A 24,799-nucleotide genomic window follows, 5' to 3' on the forward strand; every position below is an offset into this window, starting at 1 on the left:
CACGTGACGAGCTCATCGACCTCATCGCGATGGAGAACGGGGGATACGTGGTGGCCGCGAACAACCAGCACTTCGGGCTGGCGTCGAACCTGTTGATGCCGGGTCGCGGGGTGAACATGGGCGATGGATGGGAGACGCGTCGGCGTCGCGAGCCGGGCAACGACTGGGCGATCATTGCGTTGGCGCAGCCGGGCGAGATCGCGAAGATCGAAGTGGACACCGCGCACTTCAAGGGCAACTTCCCGGACCGGTGTTCGATACAGGGGGCGTATGTGACCGGGGGCACCGAGCAGTCGTTGATTACGCAGTCCATGTTCTGGCCGGTGTTGTTGCCCGAGCAGAAATTGGCGATGGACAGCCAGTTTCACTTCGAGGCGCCGGTGCAGAAGCTCGGTGCGATCACGCACATCCGGTTCAACATCATTCCGGACGGGGGCGTGTCGCGTCTGCGTCTGTGGGGGCGGTTGAGCGACAGGAAGGCATAAGACGGCGCGACGGGCGGCGGTGTCGCAAGCGGCACCGGGGCCCATTCGTCGTGCGGGCGTGATGCGCGCGATGGCGCGATGAACGGCGTCGGTCTGGGGGCTGGTGAAGGCAAATGCGTGAAAAAGGGGGGATGTGACATGGCGGGTGCGGCGTTGAAGATTGAGCGGTTGACGCGAGAGGCGTTTGCGGAGTTTGGCGACGTGATCGAGTTGGAGGGGGCGAAGCATTTCGCGATCAACGGGGGGACGACCGAGCGTTATCACGATCTGGCGGCGGTGGATTTGGGGCCGGAGGGTGGGCGACCGTTGGTGAACGTGTTCCGGGGTCAGCCGAGGCAGTTGCCGTACGAGGTGAGGATGTTGGAGCGTCACCCGTTGGGTAGCCAGGCGTTCATCCCGTTGAAGACGACGCCGTATCTGGTGGTGGTGGCGCCGGCGGGCGAGTTGGACGTGAGTCGTATGCGGGCGTTCGTCTCGGATGGGTGGCAGGGCGTGAATTATGCGAGGGGGGTATGGCATCACCCGTTGCTGGCGTTGGAAGAACTGAGTGACTTCGTGGTGGTGGATCGGGGTGGCGAGGGGCACAACTGTGACGAGCAGGATTTGCCGGGTGCGTATGTGCTGACGCAGGCGGCGTTGGATGTGGCGCAGAAGGCGCGAAAGGCTGCATAAGACTGCGTGTGGTTGTGAGGCAGGCGAGTCATGGGAAGGGAGCGGCAAGAGAGAACGCCGGGGAGAGATCCTCGGCGTTTTGCGTTGGTAGCGGGAGATTTTTCACCCGCATGGTGCATGGTCGTCGGCACGAAAGCGGTGCATGGACGGCGTTAGAAGCGATCCGGGGGGGCGCGCGTAGCGGAGCGGAAATGGCGGCCGCACCGAAAAAGCGCACCGGGTCGGCGCGAGAATCGCAGGTTGCCACGACGGGCATGGATATTGCTCGATCTCGACACGGCAATCTGCGGAGAAGCGTATGGTCGAGAGCTACAACGAGATGGCGAGCATCACGGGGGCGACTCGCTCGCACTACCGGCGATTCGACGATTGGCTCAAATGCCAGTCAGACGATGTTCTGCACCACAAGCGCGCCGAGGCCGATCTGGCATTTCGTCGAGTCGGGATCACGTTTGCCGTATATGGGAACGAGGCTGGAACGGAGCGCCTCATTCCGTTCGACCTGATTCCCCGGATCATTCCGGCGCATGAGTGGCAAACCTTGCAGAGCGGCTTGCGCCAGCGGGTCGAGGCGCTGAACAAATTCGTCCACGACGTGTATCACGATCAGGACATCCTGCGCGCGGGCATCATTCCGGCGGAGCAGGTGCTGAAGAACGCGCAATATCGTCCGGAGATGCAGGGGGTCGATGTTCCTGGCGGCATTTACTCGCACATCGCTGGCGTCGACGTGGTGCGGGCCGGTACGGGCGACGACGGCGAGTTCTACGTGCTCGAAGACAATCTGCGTGTTCCGTCCGGTGTGTCGTACATGCTGGAGAACCGCAAGATGATGATGCGGTTGTTCCCCGAGCTGTTCGCGAGAAATCGCATCGCACCGGTCGAGCACTACCCCGACCTGCTGCTCGACAGCCTGCGCGCGGTCGCCCCCACGGGCGTTGACGATCCCACGGTCGTCGTCATGACGCCGGGCATCTACAACTCGGCATATTTCGAGCATGCGTTCCTTGCGCAGCAAATGGGTATCGAGCTCGTCGAGGGGCAGGACCTTTTCGTCGAAGACAATCTCGTCTACATGCGCACGACCAACGGTCCGAGACGTGTGGACGTCATTTACCGGCGCATCGACGACGACTTCCTCGACCCGCTTGCGTTTCGCGCCGACTCCACGCTCGGCGTGCCGGGACTGCTGAGCGTCTACCGGGCCGGGCGCGTCACGTTGGCCAATGCCATCGGCACAGGCGTTGCCGACGACAAATCCATTTACCCGTTCGTGCCGGACATGATCGAGTTCTATCTCGGCGAGAAGCCGATCTTGAACAACGTGCCGACGTACCAGTGCCGGCGCGCCGACGATCTTGCCTATACGCTGGATCATCTGGGCGACCTGGTCGTCAAGGAAGTCCACGGCGCCGGCGGTTACGGCATGCTGGTCGGTCCCGCGGCGACGAAAGCGGAGATCGAGGCGTTTCGCCAGCGGCTCGTCGCCAGGCCCGACGGCTACATCGCCCAGCCCACGCTCGCGCTGTCGGCATGTCCGACTTTTGTCGAGGCGGGTATCGCGCCCAGGCACATCGATCTGCGCCCGTTCGTGCTGTCGTCGGGCAAGGGGGTGACCATGGTGCCTGGTGGGCTCACGTGCGTCGCCCTGACCGAAGGATCGCTCGTCGTCAATTCCTCGCAGGGCGGGGGGACGAAGGACACCTGGGTGCTGGAGAAATGAGCGCGCCTGCCGGCGATCCCTCACAACCCAACGGGAAGAGATCATGCTAAGCCGTACCGCCGACCACCTGTTCTGGATGGCTCGCTACATGGAGCGGGCAGAGAATACCGCGCGCCTGCTCGACGTCAACCTGCAAAACCTGCTACTGCCGCAAGACCTCGGCGATGACGACGACGATGCCGACGTCGCGCACGCGCTCGCGGCCGGCATCGACAACGAGGCGGGATGGCGCGCAACGTTGCGCATCTCTGAGCTGGAGCCTGCGTTCAATCGCAAGCACGCACGCGCGACCCGGGCCAATGTCCTGGATTTCGTGGTGCGCGATCGCGACAACCCGTCGAGCATTGCGTGCTGCCTGGCCGCCGCACGCGAGAACGCTCGCGCCGTGCGGGGCACGCTGACGACCGAGCTTTGGGAGACCGTGAACAGCACCTGGCTCGAGTTCCCGCGCATGCTCGATCTGCTGGAACGAGATCCGGCCCACCTGTTCGAATGGGTCAAGGTTCGCTCGCATCTCTCGCGCGGGGTGAGCTTCGGCACGCTGTTCCAGGACGATGCCTTCTACTTCACGCGCCTGGGCCTGTTCCTCGAGCGCGCGGACAACACCGCCCGGATCCTCGACGTGCGCTTTCACGAGGCTGTGCGGGTCGACAAGGCGGGCCCCGACGCGTCGCATCCGACCGACTTCTACTACTGGTCCGCCGTGTTGCGCAGCGTGTCGGGGTTTGAGATCTACCGGAAGGTGTATCGCGACGTGATCACGCCCGAGCGCGTCGTCGAGTTGCTCATGCTCAATGCCCACATGCCGCGCTCGTTACTCGCGTCGCTCAACGGCGTGTGCGAAAATCTCGCGACACTTGCCAACGCACAGTCCGGCGATGTCGAGCGCTATGCCGGCAAACTCCAGGCGGAGCTCAAGTACACCGACATCCGGCAAATCCAGCAGCAAGGCCTGCACGCCGTCCTGACCGAGTTTCTCGAGCGAGTCTCCGTGCTCGGCAACAAAATCAGCCAGACATTCCTGATCCCGTTGGCGGCCTGACACCATGCGCCTGATCATCCGTCATGAAACCTCCTACCGGTACGACACGCCGGTGCGTTATACCATCCAGCAGCTTCGGCTCACGCCGGGCGCCTCGCAGGCGCAGCGCGTGCTGCAATGGCGCTTGAGCGCACCGGGAAAACTCACGCCGTCTCGAGACGCGTTCGGCAATGACATGCACACCCTGGTGCTGCATCAGGCGCACGACGAGATCCATCTGCTCGCCGAGGGCGAGGTCGACACCACGCCGCTCGTCGACGGCAAGCTGGACGAAACGAGCCACGCCGTGCCGGTGTTATGCTTCGCCAGCGCCACACCGCTGACCGGGCGCAGTGACGCGATCGATGCGCTCGCCGCCGACGCCGCGGTAAGCACGCCCGCGGGGTTGCTCGCGCTCGCGGCGTCCATTTGCGAGCGGGTCGACTATGCGTCCGGGATCACCGCCGTGACCAGCACCGCCGCGCAGGCACTGGCGCTCGGGCGGGGCGTGTGTCAGGATCACGCCCATCTCATGCTTGCCGTGTGCCGGGCGCGTGGCGTGCCGGCGCGCTACGTGAGCGGCTATATCGATCCGGGCGACGTGCCGCACGCCGCCAGTCACGCCTGGGTCGACGTATGGGTGGACGGGGCGGGGTGGGTGAGCATCGACGTGACCCATGCGTGCTTCGCCAGCGGCAACTATTGCCGTCTGGCGGTGGGACGCGACTACGAATCCGCCGCACCCGTAAGAGGCATGCGCAGCGGCGGTGCGAGCGAGGCACTGCACGTGTCGGTCAGTGTCGACACCGTGCCGCCCGATCAACAACAATAGCGTGACATGTGACGAGGCGGCATGCCTCGCACGGCGAGACAGGAACGACATGACGTATTGCGTGGCCATGAAGCTCGATGCCGGGCTGGTCTTTCTCTCCGATACCCGTACCAACGCGGGCGTCGATCACGTGAGCACCTTCCGCAAGATGCTCGTTTTCGAGCGTCCGGCAGAGCGGGTGATCGTGCTGCTCTCGGCGGGAAATCTTGCGCTCACGCAGGCGGTGCGCCAGCAACTCGTCGAAGCGCGCGATACCGAAACGCTATGGACCGCCAAGACCATGGGCGACGTGGCCCGCGTGGTCGGGCAGGCCATCCGCGATGTCTATGCGCGCGACGCCAAATCGCTCGAGGCGTTCGGCGTCGACTTCAATTGCAGCTTCCTGCTGGGCGGACAGATTGCGGGCGCGAAGAGCCGACTTTTCCAGTTGTACTCGGCAGGCAACTTCATCGAGGCGTCGTCCGTCAATCCGTACTTCCAGATCGGCGAATCCAAATACGGCAAGCCGATCATCGATCGGCTCGTCACGCCCGCCACGTCGCTCGACGATGGCGCCAAGTGCGCGCTCATCTCGATGGACTCGACGTTGCGCTCCAACATCTCCGTGGGGCTGCCGCTCGACCTGCTCGTCTACGAGGAAGACAGCCTTCGCGTGACGCGTTTCGCGTCGCTCGATGACGATAACGTCTACTACAAGATGATTCACGACACATGGGGTTCGCGATTGCGTCAGGTCTTCGACGAGTTGCCAGAGCCGCAATGGGCGGCGAGCGACACCGCCAACGTGCCCGCGTCGCTGCCGCCACGCGCCGAGCCTCCCGAGGGCATGCCCGGTGCACAGGAAGCGGGCAGTGTCCAGTCGCTCGCGCAGACCGTGTCGCTTCGCATGCCATCGTGAGCGAGTGGCAGGAAAAGGCGGTCGTGGCAACCCCGCTGACAGGCGCGATATGCCTGTCGAGGCGGGCATGCCGGACATGGTGGCCTACGCCGGCGTCGCACCGTGACGGCGATGCTGCTTGCGATACAGCCACACGCTGAGCGCGAGCGTTACCGCCTCCGTGGCCAGCAACGTGTACCAGATGCCGTCGCCCCCGAGCAGGGCGTCAAGCACCCAGAGGATGCCCAGCAGCAGAATCCAGCTTCGCAGCATGGCGATGACCGCCGACGGTCCCGGCGCTTCAAGCGCTGTCAGATAGCCCGCGACGACCAGGTTGCCCGCCGCAGGCAAAAACGCGAGCGCATACCAGACGACCGCATGCTCCAGGATCGACCATGCCGCACCGCCCGCCGGCAGGAAGAGGAACGTAAGCGGACGTGCCAACGTTGCCATCGCGATCGCGACGATCAGCGAAAATCCCATCACGGCGATCGCCCCCAGCCGGAACGAGGCTCGCAGCGCCTGCGCGTTGCGTGCGCCGCGGTAGAAGCTGATCATCGGTTGCATGCTCTGCACGAGCGCGACCATCGTGACCGTTGCGCCAAGCGTCATGTATTCCAGGATGGCGTAGGCAGCCAGCCCCGGCTCGCCGAAGTGCACGAGAATCACACGGTTGAAGACGAACACTGTCAACGCCGGGGCGATGGCGCCGAGAAATTCCGACGCGCCGTTGTACATGGCGCGCCATACGTGCGTTTGTCCGGCGCCGCCGAATGCACGACGCGCGGGCACGACCCGTTTCGCGAGCACGAGATGGTACGCGAACATGACGCTGCTCGACACCATCATCGACAACCCGGTCGCGAGCGACGCACCATACATGCCCATCTCGCGAACCGCGATGAACCAATAGTCGAGTGCGACGTTGGCCAGCGCACCCAGCACCATCGCGTACAGGCCGAAACGCGCCGCGGGCGCGCCTTCGACACGAAGGAACAACTCCATGGCGTAGAGCCCGTTCGCGAACAGCACAAACCAGCCCCAGCCGGACAGATAGTCGACGACGTGTGGTGTGATGGCGCCGCTCGCACCCAACGCAGCGGCGATGTCGTGCTTGAACGCGAGCACACCCGCGCTCATCGCGACACCCGCGGCAAACATCACCCAAAGGACCTGGGAAAATGCGCGACGGGCTTCCGCGTGCCGCGCCTCGCCGAGCAGGCGCGCGATGAGCGTCGCGCCGCCGACGCCGACCATCACGCTGAGCGCATATGGCACGTAAAGCAGCGGCACCACCAGATTCAGCGCGGCGAGCGCCTGCTCACCGACGTATCGGCCAATGAAGATGCCGTCGATCAGCGTATAGACCGTGTAGACCCAGCCCGAAAGGATGGTCGGCACGGCGAGCGAGGTGAATTCCTTGAGCAGGGACGTCCTTGCGCCCTGCGATGGATGGCAGTGATGGGTTGTATTGGAAAGAGACATGGTCCCCTCGATGACATTGCACCGCGTCGTGTCGGGACGCGGTTCACCGTGGCTTGCCTATCCGGGACATGGAAGACGTCGGAATGGGGGAGGGTTGCCGCTCGCGCGCAAGCGATGGCGTGAGCGCTCCGCCTCGCCGATGCGCGCGTTGGCGCGTTCAGCGAGGCAGGCGGGCGGACGGAGGGAACATCGCCTGGTGCAGATGCACCCAGACGACGCCCTGACGGGAGGCGCAGAAAAGAAGGAAATTCATGATGTTTGTCGATCGCGACCGAGTGACGGGCGCCTCTGACAGACACCAACCTTCATGCCGGAGTTCCCCGGTCCTGCCGCCACAGGATGTGCTGGCCCATTCCCCAGTGAGTTCGCTCTGGCTCCCATGGTGGGAGGCTGCGAAAGGCGAGCGAAAAAAAGGGGCGCCGAAGCGCCCCAACATGGGTCCAGCAAGAAAGACGGTCGGCCGCGTTATTGTTGTGCACCGCCGTTGAACCACGCGGCGATCTTCTGACGTTCGTCGTCGGTCATCTGGGTCACGTTGCCCAGCGGCATCGACTTGAGCGCCACGGCTTGCTGATAGATGCGTTGTGCGTTCTGCGAGATCTCGGCCGGCGTATCGAGCATCACGCCAGCCGGGGCGCTGCCCATCATCGTCGGCTTGGCCGAGTGGCAGGTGGCGCAACGCTGCGTGAGAATCGGCTGGATCTCCGAGAGCTTCACGGCCGGTGCGGCGGCTTCGCCATGTGCCCCGGCAGCCGGCGCCGGCGTGGGGCGCGGTGCGGCGAACACGGCAACGCCGGCGAGCAAGGCGGCGCCCGCCACGGGAAGTGCGTAAAGGTTCTTGCCCGCGTGACGCAGCACGAAGAACTGACGGATCATTGCACCCGCAGCCATGATGATCGTCAGGATCACCCAGTTGTAAGGGTTGCTGTACGTGAACGCGTAGTGGTTGCTGATCATGATGAACACGACCGGCAGCGTGAAATAGGTGTTGTGCACCGACCGCTGCTTGCCCAGCTTGCCCCAGATGGGGTTCGGCACTTCGCCCTTGGCCAGCGCGGCCACGCTCTTGCGCTGCCCCGGAATGATCCAGAAGAACACGTTCGCCGACATCGACGTCGCCATCATCGCGCCAACGATCAGGTAAGCGGCGCGACCGGCAAAAATGTGCGTCGTCGCGTAAGTGGCGGCCACCACGAACAGCGCCACGGCGATGCCCAGCACGCGTTCGTTCTTGCCGAGCATGCGGCACAGGAAATCGTAGACGAACCAGCCGCCGATCAGGAACGCCAGCGCAATCCCCACCGCCTGACCCGGTTGCAGGTCCATGACGTTCTTGTCGATCAGGTACGTCTGCGGCTGCAGCAGGTACAGCACGCAGAACAGCGCGAAGCCCGACAGCCACGTGGTGTACGACTTCCACTTCGACCAATGCAGGTCCTCCGGCATCTGTGGCGGTGAGTTCAGATACTTCTGGGCATGGTAAAAGCCGCCGCCGTGCACCGACCACATCTCGCCGAACACACCTTTCTGCCTGTCCTCGGCGGCCTTGGGCGGCTTCAGCCCATTGTCCAGCATCACGAAATAGAACGACTCGCCAATCCAGGCGATGGCTGCCACCACATGCAACCACCGAAGCAACAGGTTGACCCAGTCGGTAATAAACGCTTCCATCTTATGTTCTCCTCAACTGCCTGACGTTCACGCTCGGGCTTGTCAGCTGCCGCGATACGTGGAAAAGCTCCACGGCGACACCAGAAGCGGCACGTGGTAATGCTGGGACGGCTCGGCGATGCCGAAACGCAGGACAACGCGATCCACGAATCGCGGCGACGGCACTTCCACGCCTTGCAAGGCGAAATAGTCGCCCGCGTGGAACACCAGTTCATATTCGCCCGCGACGAAGTCGTCGCCTTCGAGCAGCGGTTTGTCGCAGCGGCCGTCGCTGTTCGTGTGCACGTCGCGCAGCGAGCGACGCTCGCCGTCCACGCGCCACAGCTCCACACGAATGCCCGAGCCGGGCTTGCCGTGCGATGTATCAAGTACGTGGGTAGTCAGTCGTCCCATGGTGTCTCCTGTGATGGATGGGTGCATTGTAGGGAGATGGCAGCCGGGCAACGCGCGCAATACCAAAGATAAAAACGTGCACATACCATGTCACCCCAGACAAAAAGATGACCGGCATCAAACGCGCGTCGCCATGCGTTCAAGCGTAGGCCGAATGCCTCGCATCGGGGGATTCGGCGACCACTATGGGCTTTTGTTATCGCGTGCATAACGCAAGGCATATGAGGCCATGTCGCGAGGAGAGACGCGTCGCCCGGAAAGCCCAATGGTTGCGTGCATTCTCGGGGAAAACCCGAGAGGCATGATACGCATTCATGCATACGTTCCATGAAAAAAACACTATAGCCCCCGGCGGTCTTGCCGCGAAAGGCGTCGACCTGCACCATTGAGCCACCCCAAAAAATCAATCAAACAGCCCCCCTGGGACGGAGACGCAATGAGTGTGACAACCAAAGCCGTGGATCCGGTCGACGAGCGACTGCCGATCGGAAAATTGTTCATGCTGGGCCTGCAACACGTGCTGGTGATGTATGCGGGTGCGGTAGCCGTACCGCTCATCATCGGCGGCGCCCTTGGATTGCCCAAGGATCAGATTGCCTTTCTCATTTCCGCGGACCTGATGTGCTGCGGAATCGCCACGCTGCTGCAAAGCGTGGGCGTGGGCCGCTTCGGCATTCGCATGCCGGTCATCATGGCCGTGACCTTCGCGGCCGTGGGCCCCATGCTCGCCATCGGCACCAATCCGTCACTGGGGCTGCCCGGGATCTTCGGCGCAACGATTGCGGCAGGGATCATCGGCACGCTGCTCGCGCCCGTGATCGGCAAACTGCTGCGCTTCTTCCCGCCGATCGTGACGGGCATCGTCATCACGTCCATCGGCCTGACGATCATCGGCGTGGGCATCAACTGGGCCGCCGGCGGCGTGGGCAATCCCGACTACGGCGACCCGGTGTATCTCGGCGTGTCGTTCGCAGTGCTTATCTTCATCCTGCTGATCACGCGCTTCGTGAAAGGCTTTTTCTCGAACATCGCGGTGTTGCTCGGCATTCTGTTCGGATTCGCCATCGCGCTGATGCTCCACAAGGTCAACTTCGACGGACTCGACCAGGTGAAGTGGTTCGACGTCGTGCTGCCGTTCCACTTCGGCATGCCCGTGTTCGATCCGTGGGCCATCGTCACGCTCACCATCGTCATGCTGATCACTTTCATCGAGTCGACCGGCATGTTCCTCGCCCTGGGCGAGATCGTCGGCAAACCCGTCGATGAAAAGGCCCTCGTTGCGGGCCTGCGCGTCGATGGCCTGGGCACCGTCATTGGCGGCGTGTTCAATACGTTCCCCCACACGTCGTTCTCGCAGAACATCGGGCTGGTGGGGGTGACGGGCGTCAAGAGCCGCTGGGTATGCGCGGCGGCCGGGGTCATCCTGCTCGTGTTCGGGCTGATTCCGAAGATGTCCGTCGTTGTCGCGTCGATCCCGCAATTCGTGCTGGGTGGCGCCGGTGTGGTGATGTTCGGCATGGTGCTCGCCACGGGCATCAAGATCCTTGCCAAGGTCGATTACGCGAAAAATCGCTACAACCTGTACATTGTGGCCATCAGCGTCGGCATGGCGATGATTCCGGTCGCATCGAACAAGTTCTTCTCGAAGATGCCCGAACAGCTCGCGCCGCTGCTGCATAGCGGGATTCTGCTCGCCACGCTCTCGGCCGTAATCCTGAACGCCTACTTCAACGGCTTCAAGGCCCCGGAAGCCAACGGCCACGGCGAGACGAACGGCAATGGCATGGGGCTGGAGGCGCATTGATGAAAACGCTGCTCGTCAAGAATGCCGATGTGCTGGTGACGATGGACGCAGGACGCCGCGAAATCGCGCGTGGCGGGCTGTACGTAGAGGACAACCGGATCGTGGCGGTGGGCACGAGCGACGCACTGCCGTCGAGCGCCGACGAAGTGCTCGACCTGACGGGGCATGTTGTCATCCCTGGTCTGGTCAACACGCATCACCACATGTACCAGAGCCTTACGCGTGCGCTGCCCGCCGCGCAGGACGGCGAACTGTTCAACTGGCTCACGAACCTCTATCCCGTGTGGGCCAACCTCACGCCGGAGATGATTCGCGTCTCGACGCAGACCGCCATGGCCGAGCTGCTGCTCTCCGGCTGCACCACGTCGAGCGATCACCTGTATATCTACCCGAACGGCTGCAGGCTCGATCACAGCATCGAAGCCGCCGCCGAGATCGGCATGCGGTTTCATGCCAGCCGCGGCAGCATGAGCGTGGGGCAGAGCCAGGGCGGCCTGCCGCCCGATCGCGTGGTGGAGCGTGAAGACGAGATTCTCAAAGACACTCAGCGACTCATCGAGACTTACCACGATGCCGGCCGTTACGCGATGCTGCGTGTGGTCGTGGCGCCGTGCTCGCCGTTTTCCGTGAGCCGCGACCTGATGCGCGAATCGGCGTCGATGGCGCGCCACTTCGGGGTCTCGCTGCACACGCACCTGGCCGAGAACGTCAACGACATCGCCTATAGCCGGGAAACGTTCGGCATGACCCCCGCCGAGTACGCGCAGGACCTCGGCTGGGTCGGCCACGACGTTTGGCACGCGCACTGCGTGCAACTCGACGACGCGGGCATCGCACTCTTTGCCAGGACCGGCACGGGCGTGGCGCATTGTCCGTGCTCCAACATGCGTCTCGCCTCGGGGATCGCCCCGATTCGCCGCATGCGCGACGCAGGCGTGCCGGTCGGCCTCGGCGTCGACGGCTCCGCGTCGAACGACGCGGGCAACATGATCAACGAAGCGCGTCAGGCGCTGCTGCTGCAGCGCGTCGGGTTCGGCCCGGACGCGATGACGGCGCGCGAGGCGCTGGAGATCGCCACCGTGGGCGGTGCGCGCGTATTGGGACGCGACGACATTGGCAGGCTCGCCCCCGGCATGGCCGCCGACTTCGTGGCGTTCGACACGCGCGGCATCGGCATGGCCGGCGGCCTGCACGATCCCGTGGCGGCGCTCGTCTTCTGTAATCCTGGACAAGCGGCGTACAGCGTGGTGAACGGTCGGGTGGTGGTGCGGGAAGGGCGTTTGGCGACGCTCGACCTGCCGTCGCTCGTCACGCGTCACAACGCGCTGGCGCGGCAACTGGCCGAGGCCTCCCGATAGCGCGTTGCCACGCCGGTGCCATATTCATGGTGTGGGACGCGGCGTGACACCGAGCAAGCGGGAAGTCGGGGTGGGGTTCCCGTGCATGGGGAACGCCGCCGTGCGGTTCGGCGGAGCGGTGGGGGCCGCTCCGCCGGTAAAACCGGCGCGCCAACGACGGCCAATGACGGATCGGGAAAGCTCAGGACGGATCAGGACGGATGGCGGGCTTCGAGCAACGTGCGTGTTGCATCGGAGATCACGCTGCGCAGCCAGCGCACCTCGTCTGAATAGTGCGTGCGCTCATGCCACAACTGGTAATACTGCATCGGCGGGAAATCGATGGGTGCCTCGACCACCGTGAGCGGCAGGAATTCGGCGTAGTGATCGGCGAACAGGCGTGTCGTGGTGAAAATCAGGTCCGACTTGAGTAAAACGTAAGGCGCCAGATTGAAGTACGGGATCGTGACCACGACGTTGCGCTTCAGACGCTCGCGCGCGAGGTGCATATCGATGGCGCCGCGCTGGGCGACCGAGTACGGCGTGGGCGCGAGGTGCGGGCTGCCGAGGTACTGTTCCAGCGTGAGGCCGCGCTTTGCATACGGATGCGTATTGCGCACCAGACACACGATCTGGTCGACGAACAGGTTCGAGAGATGCAACTGCTCGGGGGGTTCCGGCCAGTTGCCGATGACGATGTCGACCTTGCCGTCCTCGAGCGCGTGCTCGTAGTCGAAGGCGGGCCCGAGCGAATGCAATTCGAGTTGCGCGTTAGGGGCCTGTTGGCGGAAACGTTCGACCACCGTGGGCACGAACAGCGTATTCAGATAATCGGGCGAGCCGATGCGAAACGTGCGTACGGTCGTTGCCGGATCGAAGTTCGATTGCTGCACCGTAATGCGTTCGATCTCGCGCAATGCGTTTTGCGTCGGCTCGAGCAACGACTGACCGTATTCCGTAGGCACCATGCCCGATTTACCGCGCACCAGAAGCGGATCGCCGGTAATGTCGCGCAAGCGGCGCAACGCCGCGCTGATCGCCGGTTGCGACTGATTCAGCTTGACGGCCGCCCGCGTCACGCTGCGCTCGATCAACAAAGTGTGAAGAACGCGCAGCAAATAGGTGTCAATCGGTTCGCGGTTTTGGCTCATGAGAAATATAACGATCCGAATATGTCGGACCCGGAATTGCATAAGTAAATCATTATGAGGCACAAGCTGCCGGGGCTCCATAGCGAAAACCCTTATCACCAAAGTCGACGCTTGTCGCGCCCGTCGCGCGGGGCGTTGCCGTCTTATTGATACACGCTCGACATTTCGCCGCGAATTGGGTATTTTCGTCCCCGCCCGAAGCCTGACCTGTCAGGCCGGCCAAGCCAGCAGATCCCGACCGAGACCGCGCCAGTGACATCCCCATTGCAAGCCGCGCAAGCCACGCCACGTCTGGCGCTGACCGGCATCACCAAACGCTATCCGAGCGTGGTGGCCAACGACGACATCGCGCTGTGCGTGTTGCCTGGCGAGATCCACGCCGTGCTGGGCGAGAACGGGGCGGGCAAAAGCACGTTGATGAAGATCATCTACGGCGCCGTGCGCCCCGACGCGGGGGAAATCCACTGGGAAGGACGACCGGTCCGCATCGATAGTCCCGCCGCCGCGCGCAAGCTCGGTATCGGCATGGTGTTCCAGCATTTCTCGCTGTTCGAGACGCTCACCGTCGCAGAGAACATTTCGCTCGCGCTGGACGACGCCGGGCGCGATCTCAAGGCACTCGCGGCCCGCATCCGCGAGGTGTCCGGCCAGTACGGTCTCGAAGTCGACCCCATGCGCCACGTGCACAGCTTGTCCGTGGGGGAGCGCCAGCGCGTGGAAATCGTGCGGTGCCTGTTGCAGAATCCGCGGCTGCTCATCATGGACGAGCCCACCTCGGTGCTCACGCCGCAAGCCGTCCAGAAGTTGTTCGCCACGCTGCGACGGCTGGCCTCGGAGGGCTGCAGCATTGTCTATATCAGCCACAAGCTCGACGAAATCCGCGATCTTTGCGACCGGGCCACGGTGTTGCGCGGCGGACGGGTGTCTGGCCACGCGGTGCCGCGCGAGGAGACGGCCGAGACCCTTGCGCAGCTGATGATCGGGCGCGCCTTGCCGCAGATCGAGCGTCGCCCGCACCAACCAGGCGAGGCACTGCTGTCGCTGCGCTCGCTCAGCATGGCGAGCGACGACCCGTTTGGCACCGACCTCCAGAGCATCGATCTCGACGTTCATGCCGGCGAGATCGTGGGCATTGCCGGTGTCTCCGGCAACGGCCAGGCGGAATTGCTCGCCGCGCTGTCGGGGGAGATCAAGGCGCCGCTGGCCGAGGCGATTCGGCTCAACGGCCGCGCCGTCGGGCGCATGGGGGCAGCCACGAGACGGCGTCTCGGACTGGCCTTCGTGCCGGAGGAGCGCCTCGGGCGCGGGGCCGTGCCCGGCATGTCGCTGACCGACAATGCGTTGCTGGGCGCTTCCGGCACGGCACATCTCGGGTTGTTGCGCGGCGGATGGATCCGTCGCGGCGCGTTGCGCCGGTTCGCTTCGCTGTGCATCGAACGGTTCAACGTGAAGGCCGGGGGGCCCGACGCCGTGGCCCAGAGCCTGTCGGGCGGGAACCTCCAGAAGTTCATCGTCGGGCGTGAGATTCTGCAGGAGCCCCGGGTTCTGGTGGTTGCGCAGCCGACCTGGGGGGTTGACGTCGGGGCGGCCAGCTTCATTCGCCAGCAACTGCTCGATCTGTCGGCGCGCGGTGTGGCTGTGCTGGTGCTGTCCGAAGAGCTGGACGAACTTTTCGAAATTTGTGACCGGATCACGGTGCTGGCGCAGGGGCGCCTGTCGCCGGTGCGCCAGCCCGAGCAGACCGATTCGCGCGAGATCGGCCTGTGGATGGCCGGGATGTTCCCCGGCGGGCCGGGCGAGCGCGCCGCCTGAGACACACGCCATTGCCATACTTGGCGCCGTCGCCGTGATACGGCTGCCACCGACCCAACGTATTTATCGGTTTCCATCGATCACCAGACACCATGTTCGATCTCATGCTTGAGCCGCGGCCAAGTCCCTCCCGCAGCATGCGGCTCGTGACGCCACTCGTCGCCACGCTCATCACGCTCGCCGGCGGGGTGCTCATCTTCAGCTTTCTCGGCAAGAACCCGGCACAGGCCATGGCCGCGTTCTTCCTGGCGCCTATCGCCAGTCTGAACGGCTGGTCGGAACTGTTGCTCAAGGCGTCGCCGTTGTGTCTGATCGCGCTGGGGCTTGCCATCGGGTATCGCGCGAATGTCTGGAACATCGGCGCGGAAGGGCAGTTGCTGCTCGGGGGGATTTTCGCGTCCGGCGTCGCCATCCATTTCGACGGCCACGGCGGGCCCTGGCTGCTGCCGTTGATGATGGTCGCCGGTGCGCTGGGCGGCATGCTTTGGGCGTCGATTCCCGCCCTACTGCGCGTGCGCTTCAATGCGAACGAGATTCTCGTGAGCCTGATGCTGACGTACGTGGCCACGCAATTGCTGATCTACCTGGTCAGCGGTCCGTGGCAGGACCCGCACGGCATGAACTTCCCGCAGTCCATCAACTTCGGCCGCGACGCGCTGTTTCCGCGCTTCTTCGGCGACTGGCACTGGGCGCCGTGGCGCGGCACGCGGTTGAACGCGTCCGTTTTCATGGCCGTGTTGGCGGTTCCCGCGGCGTGGTGCTTCATGCGCAAGAGTTTCGCGGGCTATCGCATGGAGGTGGGGGGGCTCGCGCCGCTGGCCGCCCGCTACGCGGGATATTCGGAACCGCGCGCGGTCTGGCTTGCGTTGCTCATTGGCGGGGCGGCGGCGGGGCTTGCGGGAACGGGCGAGGTCGCCGGGCCGGTCGGTCAGCTCCAGGCGACGTGGGCGCCGGGCTATGGATTCACGGCCATCATCGTGGCGTTCGTCGGCCGTCTGCATCCGGTCGGCATCGTGCTGGCGAGCCTGCTCATGGCACTACTGTACCTTGGCGGCGAAGCCGTGCAGACGTCGCTGCAATTACCCAAGGCCATCAGCGGGGTTTTCCAGGGGTTGTTGCTGTTCAGTCTGCTGGGCTGCGACGTTTTCGTGAATTACCGACTTCGCCGCCGCGCCCGCGCGCAGGCGAGCGAAGCCTGAGGAGCGACGCATGGACGGGATCCATTGGCTCACACCGCTGGCGGCAAGCGCCGTGATCGCGGCAATTCCCTTGATGCTCGCCGCGCTGGGGGAACTGGTCACCGAGAAGTCGGGCGTGCTCAATCTCGGCGTGGAGGGCACCATGCTCATGGGCGCCATCGGCGCTTTTGCCGTTACCGTGCAAACGGGCAGCCTCTGGCTCGGCGTACTCGCGGGCGTGGTGGCCGGCGTTGCGATGTCGGGCGTGTTCGCCTGGCTCACGCTGTCATTGATGGCTAATCAGGTGGCCACGGGACTCGCGCTCACGATCTTCGGCGTCGGTCTGTCGGCCTATGTTGGGCGTCCCTACACCGACGCGACGATCCCGATGCTGCGCGACATGCCGATTCCGGGCCTGTCGTCGATTCCCGTGCTGGGGCCGTCGATCTTCTCGCTCAACCCGCTCGGCTATCTGTCGATCGTGCTGCTCGCGGCGATCGCGGGGTTCCTGTATCGCACGCGCGCCGGCCTGGTGCTGCGCTCGATCGGCGAAGCGCCCGCCGTGGCGCATGCCATCGGCTACCCGGTGGTGCGTATCCGGTACTGCGCGACGCTGTTCGGCGGCGCGATGTCGGGGCTGGCCGGCGCCTATTACTCGGTAGGCTATCTGCGGCTGTGGCAGGAGAGCCTGACGGCCGGGCGTGGCTGGATCGCGCTGGCGCTGGTGGTGTTCGCCACCTGGCGTCCCGGCCGCACGGCGCTGGGGGCACTGCTCTTCGGCGTGGTCATGGCGCTTCAGTTTCAGGCGCAGGCGATGGGCATGCGGATTCCTTCGCAGGTGCTGGCAAGCCTGCCGTATCTCGCCACGATCGTGGTGCTGGTGGTCATCTCGCGCAATCGGCAGACGATTCGCCTTAACGCGCCCGCATCGCTTGGCAAGCCGTTCTTCGCCGGATCCTGATGTCCCGGGCTGGCGGTGCGACCTTTCGATGAGCGACAAAAGAATCAACCCGAAACAATCGATGACGAGGAGAGAATCGATGCGACGTAAAGTCCTGATCACGATGGCCAGCCTGGCGGCGGCCATGCTGGTGAGCGCCTGCGGCAAGCAGGAGAACAACACGGCCAGTGCGCCGGCGGCAGCTTCGGATGCGCAGGCGTCGGCCGCCGCGGCGGGCAAGGGCCCCATGGGCGTGGCATTTGTCTACATTGGCAACCCGGGCGACGCGGGCTGGACCTATGCCCACGAGCAGGGCGCCAAGGCCGTCGAGGCCAAGTTCGGCGACAAGGTGAGCGTGACCCGGGTGGAGAACGTGCCCGAGGGCGCCGACTCCGAGCGCGTGTTCCGCGATCTCGCGAGCAAGGGCAACAAGCTGATTTTCGGCACGTCGTTCGGTTACATGGATTCGATGGTCAAGACCGCGGCTGACTTTCCCGATGTGACGTTCGAGCACGCCACCGGCTTCAAGACCGCGCCGAATCTCGGCACGTACGACGTGCGCACGTATGAAGGCGCGCATCTGGCGGGCGTGGTCGGTGGTCATGTGACCAAGACCAACGTGATCGGCTACGTGGCATCGGTGCCGATTCCCGAGGTGATCCGCAACATCGACGCCTTCACCATCGCCGCGCGCGAAGTCAATCCGAAGGTCAAGGTGAAGGTCGTATGGATCAACAGCTGGTTCGACCCGGGCAAGGAGCGCCAGGCGGCTGAATCGCTCGTGGGTCAGGGCGCCGACGTACTGATGCAGAACGTCGATTCGGCTGTAGTCATGCAAGTGGCCGAAGAGAAGAAGATCCACGCGTTCGGCTGGGACTCGGACATGAGCAAGTTCGGCCCGAACGCGCATCTGGCGTCCGCCGCCATTGACTGGAGCAAGTACTACATCCGCACGGTCGGGGAAGTGATGCAGGGGTCGTGGAAGAACTCGCCGGTCTGGGGCGGCATCAAGGAAGACGAGATCAACCTGGTGGCGATCAACGACAAGGCGGTGCCTGAAGCGGTGCGCAAGGCTGTGACTGCACGCCACGACGCGATCCGCGACGGCAAGTACGACCCGTTCACCGGCCCGATCAAGGGGCAGGACGGCAAGGAAATCGTGCCGGCCGGCAAGACGCTCAACGACGACGAGAAGCACCAGATCAACTGGTTCGTCGAGGGCGTGGAAGGCTCGCTGCCGAAGCAGTGAGCCAGTGGGCCGTCTTGCGACGGCGCAGCGCGATGACGGAAAACCGCCGGTCTTGCCGGCGGTTTTTTTATGGTGCTGAACGCCCCTGCGGCGTGTCGACGCCGCCGATCACTCCTGGGCGGCGCGGGCCGCGTTGGCGGCAGGTGGCACCGGTCGGGCCGGCTGGACCGATGGCGCGCTCGGGGCGGAAGCGTGAGCGGACTTGTCTGCGCCGCTCGCCGGCAACGACAGCGGCTGCTGTTCGGTGCGTGCGTAAAAGACCAGAAGCTCGGCGCCGGCACTGCCTGACCAGCCGCGATGCGCCACATCGACCAGTTCCGTGAGTGTCTGACCGGCGGAGAACGCCTGCTGCTTGCCGTTGTCGGCACGTTCGACCGTCAGGTGACCCGCGGTGACGTATCCGATCGCGGGCATGGGGTGCGTATGCCAGTCCAGCCGGGTGTTCGGCGCCAGGGTGATGCGAACGAGCGTGGGCTGCGGGCGTCCCGGCGAATACGCGGTGTAGCGGGTTCCATCCCAGGCGCTGGTGGATTGGACCAGGGTTTCGGCGCGTACGCCGGCCGAGGCCGGGCTGGCGTACGCACTCGGAGTCAGGCTCAGCAGCGCCGTGGCGCTTGCAGTAAGCGTGAGGGCGCGGCGCAGTGAGCGCGCCAGGCGAGAGCGGCGGGAGGGGCGAGAGGCACTCTGGCGGTGCTCGTGGTGCGCGTGGCGCGAGAGGCGTGAGAGGCGTGAGGGCGACGTCGCGCCTAGCTTGATCATCATGTGAAGGTTCTCTGACAGGGGGGTGTCGCCGGTGCGACAGGGCGGTGGCACCGGGGGATTGAACCGGTCGGGCCTCGTCGGCGGAGCGAGCGAGCCTCGACGGCGCCAGGCAGCGTAAAGCCGGTGGGCGCCTGTGTCCGGGACGCGCGCCAAATTTGGGAGCGTTCACAGGAGACGAGGGGAGCGCAGGGGGCGCACGACACGCATCGGTGTTAAAATATCCGGTTTCGTGGCGCAATTTTGTGCCACCGCACCTCATCTCCCGGATACCGCCTGTGCTGTCTACTGCCAATATCACGATGCAATTCGGCGCCAAGCCGCTCTTCGAGAACATCTCCGTCAAATTTGGCGGAGGTAACCGCTATGGCCTGATCGGCGCCAACGGTTGCGGCAAGTCGACATTCATGAAGATTCTGGGCGGCGACCTGGAACCGAGCAGCGGCAACGTCATGCTCGAACCGAACGTGCGTCTGGGCAAGCTCAAGCAGGACCAGTTCGCGTATGAAGACATGCGCGTGCTCGACGTCGTGATGATGGGCCACACCGAAATGTGGGCCGCCATGAGCGAGCGCGACGCTATCTACGCGAATCCGGAAGCCACGGACGACGACTACATGCACGCCGCCGAGCTCGAGGCGAAGTTCGCCGAGTACGACGGCTACACCGCCGAAGCGCGTGCCGGCGAACTGCTGCTGGGCGTGGGTATCCCGACGGATCAGCACCAAGGGCCGATGAGCAACGTCGCGCCTGGCTGGAAGCTGCGGGTGTTGCTGGCGCAGGCGCTGTTCTCGAATCCGGACGTGCTGTTGCTCGACGAACCGACCAACAACCTGGATATCAACACGATCCGCTGGCTGGAAGACGTGCTCAACGAGCGCAATTCCACCATGATCATCATTTCGCACGATCGCCACTTCCTGAATGCCGTGTGCACGCACATGGCCGACATGGACTACGGCACGCTGACCATCTATCCGGGCAACTACGACGACTACATGCTGGCGTCGGCGCAGGCTCGCGAGCGGCAGATGGCCGCGAACACCAAGGCGAAGGAGCGCATCTCCGACCTTCAGGACTTCGTGCGCCGCTTCTCGGCGAACAAGTCGAAGGCGCGCCAGGCGACGAGCCGTCTCAAGCAGATCGACAAGATCAAGGTCGAGGACGTCAAGCCGTCGTCGCGTCAGAACCCCTTCATCCGCTTCGAGTTCGAGAAAAAACTGCATAACCTGGCGTTCGAATTCGAAGGGATCTCGAAGGCTTACGACCGTCAGATCTTCAAGAACTTCACGGGCGCGGTGCGTGCCGGCGAGCGCGTGGCAATCATCGGCGAGAACGGTGCCGGCAAGACGACGCTGCTGCGTAGCCTGATGGCCGATCTGCCGATTGACGCGGGCAACGTGAAGTGGGCCGAGAATGCCAACATCGGTTACATGCCGCAGGATACGTCCGAGGCGTTCCCGGAAGACGTCACGCTGACCGACTGGATGACGCAGTGGGGCAAGGAAGGCGACGACGACCAGGTGATCCGCGGCTCGCTCGGTCGGCTGCTCTTCGGTGGTGACGACGTGCGCAAGTCGGTTCGCGTGCTCTCCGGCGGTGAGAAAGGGCGCATGATCTGGGGCAAGCTGATGCTGGGCCGTCACAACGTGCTGATGATGGACGAGCCGACCAACCACATGGACATGGAGTCGATCGAGTCGCTGCAGATCGCGCTCGACAAGTATCCCGGTACGCTGGTCTTCGTGTCGCATGACCGTGAATTCGTGTCGGGCCTTGCTACGCGCGTGATCGAAGTGAAGAGCGACGGCACCCTGGTGGATTACCATGGCACGTACGACGAATACCTGGCAAGCCAGGGCGTCGAGGTCTGAGGCTTCTCCGGAATCGGTGCTAGCCGAATCCTGATGGGCGTCGCCTATGCCGGGGCGTCGACCGGGCGCGACAGGTGGGGTCCCCTGACGGGGCGCTTGCATGGCAGGCGCCCCGTTTTTGTTTGCGGGTGGCATCCGTTGCGCATCCGGTCGACGTCGGCTCGCCGCGTGCATGGGGCGCGGGCGCCGGGGCCGATGTCGCGATGGCGCCTTCCGTCCGTCGGCCTCCCGGGAATATCGGAAGTTGCGTATCGGCGTCGGTCGATTTCAGCGCGACGCGGCGAAAGCGAGGGGCGGGCGGACTACAATGGGTGTTCGTTGCGGACCTCCCTTCAGGAGACATTGCATGATGACGTACGACAAGTTTTTCATCGATGGCCAATGGGTCACCCCGATCGGGCGTGGCACGCTGGACGTCTTTCACTCGGCCGATGGCAAGCTCATGGGCCGCATTCCCGAAGGCGATGCGGCCGATGCGGAAGCTGCCATCGCCGCGGCGCGCAAGGCGCGCGATGCGTGGGCGGCAACGACGCCGGCAGAACGCGCGGGTTACCTGCGCAGGATCGCGTCGGGCCTGAAGGCCCGCACCGATGCACTGGCCGAGGCCATGACCGGCGAGACCGGCATGCCGATCAAACTGGTGCGTGCGATTCAGGTCGGCGGGCCGGTGTATCACTGGAACAAGTACGCGGAGTTGGCGCAGACATTCGAATTCGAGGCGCGCGTCGGCAATTCGCTGGTGGTGCGCGAGCCGGTGGGGGTTGTCGGGGCGATCACGCCGTGGAACTACCCGTTGAATCAGATCACGCTCAAGGTCGCCCCCGCGCTGGCCGCCGGCTGCACCGTGGTGCTCAAGCCGTCGGAAGTGGCGCCATTCAGCGCCTTCATTCTTGCCGAGGTGATCGCCGAATCGGGCTTGCCGGCTGGCGTTTTCAACCTGGTCACGGGACTCGGCCCGGTCGTTGGCGAAGTGCTGGCGCGTCATCCGGATGTCGACATGGTGTCCTTTACCGGGTCGACGCGTGCGGGCAAGCGTGTGTCCGAAGTGGCATCGCAGACGGTCAAGCGCGTGGCCCTGGAGTTGGGCGGGAAGTCGGCGTCCGTGGTGCTCGACGACGCCGACTTCGCCGCGGCGGTGAAGGGAACCCTCAACGCGTGCTATCTCAATTCCGGGCAAACCTGCTCGGCGCACACGCGCATGTTGGTGCCGGTGTCGCGCTACGACGAGGTCAAGGCACTGGTGAAGGATGCCGTCGCGCGCTTCACGCTGGGCGACCCGCGTGAGGAAACGACGCGCCTTGGGCCGCTGGCGTCGGCGGCACAACGCGAGCGCGTGCAGCGTTACATTCGCAAGGGATTGGAGGAGGGGGCGGAACTGATCGCCGGCGGCGATGCTGTGCCCGAAGGCTTCGAGGCGGGCTTTTTCGTGCAGCCGACGGTACTGGGGCGTGTCGCGCCGGACGCGACCGTGGCGCAGGAGGAAATTTTCGGCCCGGTATTGTCGATCATCACCTATCAGGACGAGGCCGATGCCGTGCGCATTGCCAACGACTCGATCTATGGATTGGGGGGAGGCGTGTGGTCAGGCGACGAGGCGCGAGCGGTACGGGTGGCGCGTCAGATCCGCACAGGTCAGGTCGACATCAACGGCGGCGAGTTCAACGTTCAGGCACCGTTCGGTGGTTTCAAGCAGTCCGGACATGGCCGTGAGAACGGTGTCTATGGCTTCGAGGAATTCCTCGAATACAAGTCGCTTCAGTTCAAGTCTGCGAAGTCGTAGCGCTGTTGTCGCAGAAACGCATGGCCGTGCCCTCGCGCGAGATGCGTTCCCACACGGCCGCTTTTTCCTCGTCGGTAAAGAACACCCAGTTCGACACTTCGGAGGCGGTGCGGCCGCAACCCTTGCAGACGTCGTCGAAGAGCGTCGAGCAAACGCCAATACAGGGGCTGTCGGGACGGTCGTGCAATTCGGACATAAGGGATATTTCGGATTAGGCTGCGAGCGAGGGTGCCGACGCGCCATTATCTCACCGATGGCGATGCCGGTTTCGATTCCCCTACGTCCGGGGGTGACGGGTGGACATTGCGCACCGATTCGGGGTAGCCGGGGGCGGTTGCCGCATCGGGACGACGTGTCGATGCCGTCCTCGATCGTGCTGGCAACGCGCGGCTCCCGCGGCGGTGACACGCTGTTGCGCGTCGTCTCCCGCCGTGGCGGGCCTACCAGCGGAATACGCTGTACCCGATCCGCACCTGCGACGGCGAATGCCGGTTGTAGTCGAGCATGTCTTCGCCGTAGCCCGTGAAGTAACCGAGCCAGAGATAGCCGCCGGTCCCCGGGATCAGCTTGCCCAGGGGATAGGTCACCTGAACGTCCACGCTGCCGTAGTTGCGTTTCATACCCTTGCGCAACGTTGCGCCGACCTGCCAACCGTTCGGCTTGCCCCACAACACAAGCAGATCCATGTAGCCGCGATAGTTCTGGATGTCGGGGTTGTCATTTTTCTCGACATACGCATAGAGCTTTGGCGCGATCGTCCAGTGATAGTCGGATGGATTGCCGAACTTGAAAATGGGCTTGACGAATACCGTGTTGATGCTTCGGGAATCGGCACCCGCCTTGCCATTGGACTCGTGCTCGAAACCGGCGGCAACGCCCAGCGACGAAAACCAGCCGGCGCGTACGCCGGTATCGGGGACGTAGTAGAACAGGCTCGGCCGGTAGTTCGAATCCCGGAAAGGGGCCGATTCGGCTTCGAGATCCCAGATTGAAAGTTGCGTATAGCCGAAATACAGATTGTCGAGGAAGGCCTTCGACGTCGGATTGTCCGGCTTCAGGATGTGGAACTTGAAGCTCAACTGGAAGCGCGCATTGGCATCGCCGTTCTTGCCAAAGGCAATGTACATCGGCTCATTGGACGAGATGCGTGCGAACTCGGTATCGCTGGTGGGGGCAATCGCGTCGGCGGATGCCGCGGCCACCGCGCCGGAAGTGGCCGCGGCGGTGGAAGCGCCCGGAGATCCCGATGCGCCGGCGGTGGGCGATCCGCCCCCCGTGCCGGAAGCCACCGGTGCCGCTGCCACCATCGGCTCCGCCGGCGCGGCCCGATCCAGCACGATGGTGGTCGTCGATGCATCCCAGTCGACGGGCTCGATACGCACCGAGCCGCGCCATTCGGCGGGCAATACCGCGGAGTACGAAATGCGCTGGAACTGGCCGCCCGAGAGCGTGACTTCGGACGGCGCGAGCGCGGCGCGCTTGAGATGCAGCAGCGTGGGCTTGAAGTCGTCGTTGGAGACGCGCACGACGATCTCGCCTGGCAACTTGATCGTCTTGCGTCCCGGGGCGTCCTGGGTGGCGAGCAGGATAAGCTGGAGCGGTGCTCCGCCGGCTAGCGCACGTGGCGGTTGCAAAAGCGAAAGATCGGCATGGGCCGTCTGGCTCAGGGCCAGGCATAGCGCCGTCGCCCCGCATTGCAGGGCACGCAGCGGCGACGGGGCGAATGTGGCGAAATTCGTCTTGGGCATCGGTCCGG

General features: G+C 64.3%; 20 protein-coding genes and 1 pseudogene. 14 read left to right on the forward strand and 7 right to left on the reverse strand.

Going from position 1 to position 24,799, the window contains the following annotated elements; translation table 11 throughout:
• The 6 genes and pseudogenes from PMO31116_RS00005 to PMO31116_RS00030 form a co-directional block, all read left to right on the forward strand.
• A pseudogene (locus PMO31116_RS00005) lies at nt 1-485 on the forward strand (allantoicase); the annotation flags it as partial.
• Between the two features lie 138 nt (nt 486-623).
• Nucleotides 624-1,157, forward strand: coding sequence for an ureidoglycolate lyase (locus tag PMO31116_RS00010; protein WP_150565453.1), 534 nt, complete (start codon nt 624-626; stop codon nt 1,155-1,157).
• Between the two features lie 298 nt (nt 1,158-1,455).
• Complete coding sequence (locus PMO31116_RS00015) at nt 1,456-2,880, forward strand: circularly permuted type 2 ATP-grasp protein (protein WP_174970650.1); 1,425 nt, start codon at nt 1,456-1,458, stop codon at nt 2,878-2,880.
• A gap of 43 nt (nt 2,881-2,923) precedes the next feature.
• The gene (locus PMO31116_RS00020) at nt 2,924-3,922 is read left to right on the forward strand and encodes an alpha-E domain-containing protein (RefSeq protein ID WP_150564904.1); all 999 of its coding nucleotides are present in this window, start codon (nt 2,924-2,926) and stop codon (nt 3,920-3,922) included.
• 4 nt (nt 3,923-3,926) lie between these two features.
• On the forward strand, nt 3,927-4,733 hold the full coding sequence (locus PMO31116_RS00025) for a transglutaminase family protein (RefSeq protein ID WP_150564905.1): 807 nt from the start codon (nt 3,927-3,929) through the stop codon (nt 4,731-4,733).
• Nucleotides 4,734-4,782: 49 nt separating this feature from the next.
• Nucleotides 4,783-5,631: a proteasome-type protease gene (locus PMO31116_RS00030; protein ID WP_150564906.1), complete on the forward strand. Its 849-nt coding sequence runs from the start codon at nt 4,783-4,785 to the stop codon at nt 5,629-5,631.
• A gap of 84 nt (nt 5,632-5,715) precedes the next feature.
• Here the strand turns inward: PMO31116_RS00030 and PMO31116_RS00035 are convergent, their stop codons facing one another.
• The 3 genes from PMO31116_RS00035 to uraH all read right to left on the reverse strand — a co-directional run bounded on the left by PMO31116_RS00035 (nt 5,716) and on the right by uraH (nt 9,159).
• The gene (locus PMO31116_RS00035; protein ID WP_150564907.1) at nt 5,716-7,095 is read right to left on the reverse strand and encodes an MATE family efflux transporter; all 1,380 of its coding nucleotides are present in this window, start codon (nt 7,093-7,095) and stop codon (nt 5,716-5,718) included.
• Nucleotides 7,096-7,560: 465 nt separating this feature from the next.
• A complete protein-coding gene (locus tag PMO31116_RS00040) occupies nt 7,561-8,766 on the reverse strand; it encodes a urate hydroxylase PuuD (protein ID WP_150564908.1) in 1,206 nt (401 codons plus the stop codon).
• Between the two features lie 42 nt (nt 8,767-8,808).
• A complete protein-coding gene (gene uraH / locus PMO31116_RS00045; protein ID WP_150564909.1) occupies nt 8,809-9,159 on the reverse strand; it encodes a hydroxyisourate hydrolase in 351 nt (116 codons plus the stop codon).
• A 436-nt stretch (nt 9,160-9,595) separates the two neighbouring features.
• Here uraH and PMO31116_RS00050 point away from each other — a divergent pair, with 436 nt between their 5' ends.
• Complete coding sequence (locus tag PMO31116_RS00050; protein WP_023596179.1) at nt 9,596-10,963, forward strand: nucleobase:cation symporter-2 family protein; 1,368 nt, start codon at nt 9,596-9,598, stop codon at nt 10,961-10,963.
• Entirely contained in the window at nt 10,963-12,321 is a 1,359-nt protein-coding gene (locus PMO31116_RS00055; RefSeq protein ID WP_150564910.1) for an 8-oxoguanine deaminase, read from the forward strand. Before PMO31116_RS00050 ends, PMO31116_RS00055 begins: the two co-directional genes overlap by 1 nt.
• Before the next feature lie 191 nt (nt 12,322-12,512).
• Here the strand turns inward: PMO31116_RS00055 and PMO31116_RS00060 are convergent, their stop codons facing one another.
• Nucleotides 12,513-13,451: a LysR substrate-binding domain-containing protein gene (locus PMO31116_RS00060; RefSeq protein ID WP_150564911.1), complete on the reverse strand. Its 939-nt coding sequence runs from the start codon at nt 13,449-13,451 to the stop codon at nt 12,513-12,515.
• 252 nt (nt 13,452-13,703) lie between these two features.
• Between PMO31116_RS00060 and PMO31116_RS00065 the strand changes: the two genes are divergently transcribed.
• The 4 genes from PMO31116_RS00065 (at nt 13,704) to PMO31116_RS00080 (ending at nt 18,630) form a co-directional block, all read left to right on the forward strand.
• Nucleotides 13,704-15,263 carry an ABC transporter ATP-binding protein gene (locus tag PMO31116_RS00065; protein ID WP_246185073.1) on the forward strand — a complete coding sequence of 520 codons (1,560 nt, stop codon included), beginning with the start codon at nt 13,704-13,706 and terminating at the stop codon, nt 15,261-15,263.
• A 92-nt stretch (nt 15,264-15,355) separates the two neighbouring features.
• On the forward strand, nt 15,356-16,462 hold the full coding sequence (locus PMO31116_RS00070) for an ABC transporter permease (RefSeq protein WP_246185074.1): 1,107 nt from the start codon (nt 15,356-15,358) through the stop codon (nt 16,460-16,462).
• Between the two features lie 10 nt (nt 16,463-16,472).
• The gene (locus PMO31116_RS00075; protein WP_150564913.1) at nt 16,473-17,402 is read left to right on the forward strand and encodes an ABC transporter permease; all 930 of its coding nucleotides are present in this window, start codon (nt 16,473-16,475) and stop codon (nt 17,400-17,402) included.
• 79 nt (nt 17,403-17,481) lie between these two features.
• Nucleotides 17,482-18,630, forward strand: coding sequence for a BMP family ABC transporter substrate-binding protein (locus tag PMO31116_RS00080; RefSeq protein ID WP_150564914.1), 1,149 nt, complete (start codon nt 17,482-17,484; stop codon nt 18,628-18,630).
• 108 nt (nt 18,631-18,738) lie between these two features.
• Here PMO31116_RS00080 and PMO31116_RS00085 read toward each other — a convergent pair whose 3' ends face one another.
• Nucleotides 18,739-19,392 carry a cupin domain-containing protein gene (locus tag PMO31116_RS00085; protein ID WP_150564915.1) on the reverse strand — a complete coding sequence of 218 codons (654 nt, stop codon included), beginning with the start codon at nt 19,390-19,392 and terminating at the stop codon, nt 18,739-18,741.
• A gap of 275 nt (nt 19,393-19,667) precedes the next feature.
• Between PMO31116_RS00085 and PMO31116_RS00090 the strand changes: the two genes are divergently transcribed.
• Nucleotides 19,668-21,263: an ABC-F family ATPase gene (locus PMO31116_RS00090; RefSeq protein WP_150564916.1), complete on the forward strand. Its 1,596-nt coding sequence runs from the start codon at nt 19,668-19,670 to the stop codon at nt 21,261-21,263.
• A gap of 346 nt (nt 21,264-21,609) precedes the next feature.
• Nucleotides 21,610-23,043 carry an aldehyde dehydrogenase family protein gene (locus tag PMO31116_RS00095; protein WP_150564917.1) on the forward strand — a complete coding sequence of 478 codons (1,434 nt, stop codon included), beginning with the start codon at nt 21,610-21,612 and terminating at the stop codon, nt 23,041-23,043.
• Here PMO31116_RS00095 and PMO31116_RS00100 read toward each other — a convergent pair.
• Nucleotides 23,024-23,239, reverse strand: a complete 216-nt coding sequence (locus PMO31116_RS00100) for a DUF1289 domain-containing protein (RefSeq protein ID WP_150564918.1) — start codon at nt 23,237-23,239, stop codon at nt 23,024-23,026. The two genes, PMO31116_RS00095 and PMO31116_RS00100, sit on opposite strands and share 20 nt — an antisense overlap.
• Before the next feature lie 244 nt (nt 23,240-23,483).
• Nucleotides 23,484-24,791, reverse strand: a complete 1,308-nt coding sequence (locus PMO31116_RS00105) for a phospholipase A (RefSeq protein WP_150564919.1) — start codon at nt 24,789-24,791, stop codon at nt 23,484-23,486.
• Nucleotides 24,792-24,799 lie beyond the last annotated feature (8 nt).

Origin of the sequence: Pandoraea morbifera (genome assembly GCF_902459575.1) — a bacterium.
Classification (GTDB): domain Bacteria; phylum Pseudomonadota; class Gammaproteobacteria; order Burkholderiales; family Burkholderiaceae; genus Pandoraea; species Pandoraea morbifera.

Excerpts from the sequence above, each read along its gene's own strand:
- PMO31116_RS00100 (WP_150564918.1), bottom strand. The coding sequence starts at position 23,239 with ATGTCCGAATTGCACGACCGTCCCGACAGCCCCTGTATTGGCGTTTGC.
- PMO31116_RS00070 (WP_246185074.1), top strand. The coding sequence starts at position 15,356 with ATGTTCGATCTCATGCTTGAGCCGCGGCCAAGTCCCTCCCGCAGCATG.
- PMO31116_RS00015 (WP_174970650.1), top strand. The coding sequence starts at position 1,456 with ATGGTCGAGAGCTACAACGAGATGGCGAGCATCACGGGGGCGACTCGC.
- PMO31116_RS00050 (WP_023596179.1), top strand. The coding sequence starts at position 9,596 with ATGAGTGTGACAACCAAAGCCGTGGATCCGGTCGACGAGCGACTGCCG.
- PMO31116_RS00105 (WP_150564919.1), bottom strand. The coding sequence starts at position 24,791 with ATGCCCAAGACGAATTTCGCCACATTCGCCCCGTCGCCGCTGCGTGCC.
- PMO31116_RS00085 (WP_150564915.1), bottom strand. The coding sequence starts at position 19,392 with ATGATGATCAAGCTAGGCGCGACGTCGCCCTCACGCCTCTCACGCCTC.
- PMO31116_RS00030 (WP_150564906.1), top strand. The coding sequence starts at position 4,783 with ATGACGTATTGCGTGGCCATGAAGCTCGATGCCGGGCTGGTCTTTCTC.
- PMO31116_RS00020 (WP_150564904.1), top strand. The coding sequence starts at position 2,924 with ATGCTAAGCCGTACCGCCGACCACCTGTTCTGGATGGCTCGCTACATG.
- PMO31116_RS00075 (WP_150564913.1), top strand. The coding sequence starts at position 16,473 with ATGGACGGGATCCATTGGCTCACACCGCTGGCGGCAAGCGCCGTGATC.
- uraH (WP_150564909.1), bottom strand. The coding sequence starts at position 9,159 with ATGGGACGACTGACTACCCACGTACTTGATACATCGCACGGCAAGCCC.
- PMO31116_RS00055 (WP_150564910.1), top strand. The coding sequence starts at position 10,963 with ATGAAAACGCTGCTCGTCAAGAATGCCGATGTGCTGGTGACGATGGAC.
- PMO31116_RS00060 (WP_150564911.1), bottom strand. The coding sequence starts at position 13,451 with ATGAGCCAAAACCGCGAACCGATTGACACCTATTTGCTGCGCGTTCTT.
- PMO31116_RS00025 (WP_150564905.1), top strand. The coding sequence starts at position 3,927 with ATGCGCCTGATCATCCGTCATGAAACCTCCTACCGGTACGACACGCCG.
- PMO31116_RS00040 (WP_150564908.1), bottom strand. The coding sequence starts at position 8,766 with ATGGAAGCGTTTATTACCGACTGGGTCAACCTGTTGCTTCGGTGGTTG.
- PMO31116_RS00080 (WP_150564914.1), top strand. The coding sequence starts at position 17,482 with ATGCGACGTAAAGTCCTGATCACGATGGCCAGCCTGGCGGCGGCCATG.
- PMO31116_RS00095 (WP_150564917.1), top strand. The coding sequence starts at position 21,610 with ATGATGACGTACGACAAGTTTTTCATCGATGGCCAATGGGTCACCCCG.
- PMO31116_RS00010 (WP_150565453.1), top strand. The coding sequence starts at position 624 with ATGGCGGGTGCGGCGTTGAAGATTGAGCGGTTGACGCGAGAGGCGTTT.
- PMO31116_RS00035 (WP_150564907.1), bottom strand. The coding sequence starts at position 7,095 with ATGTCTCTTTCCAATACAACCCATCACTGCCATCCATCGCAGGGCGCA.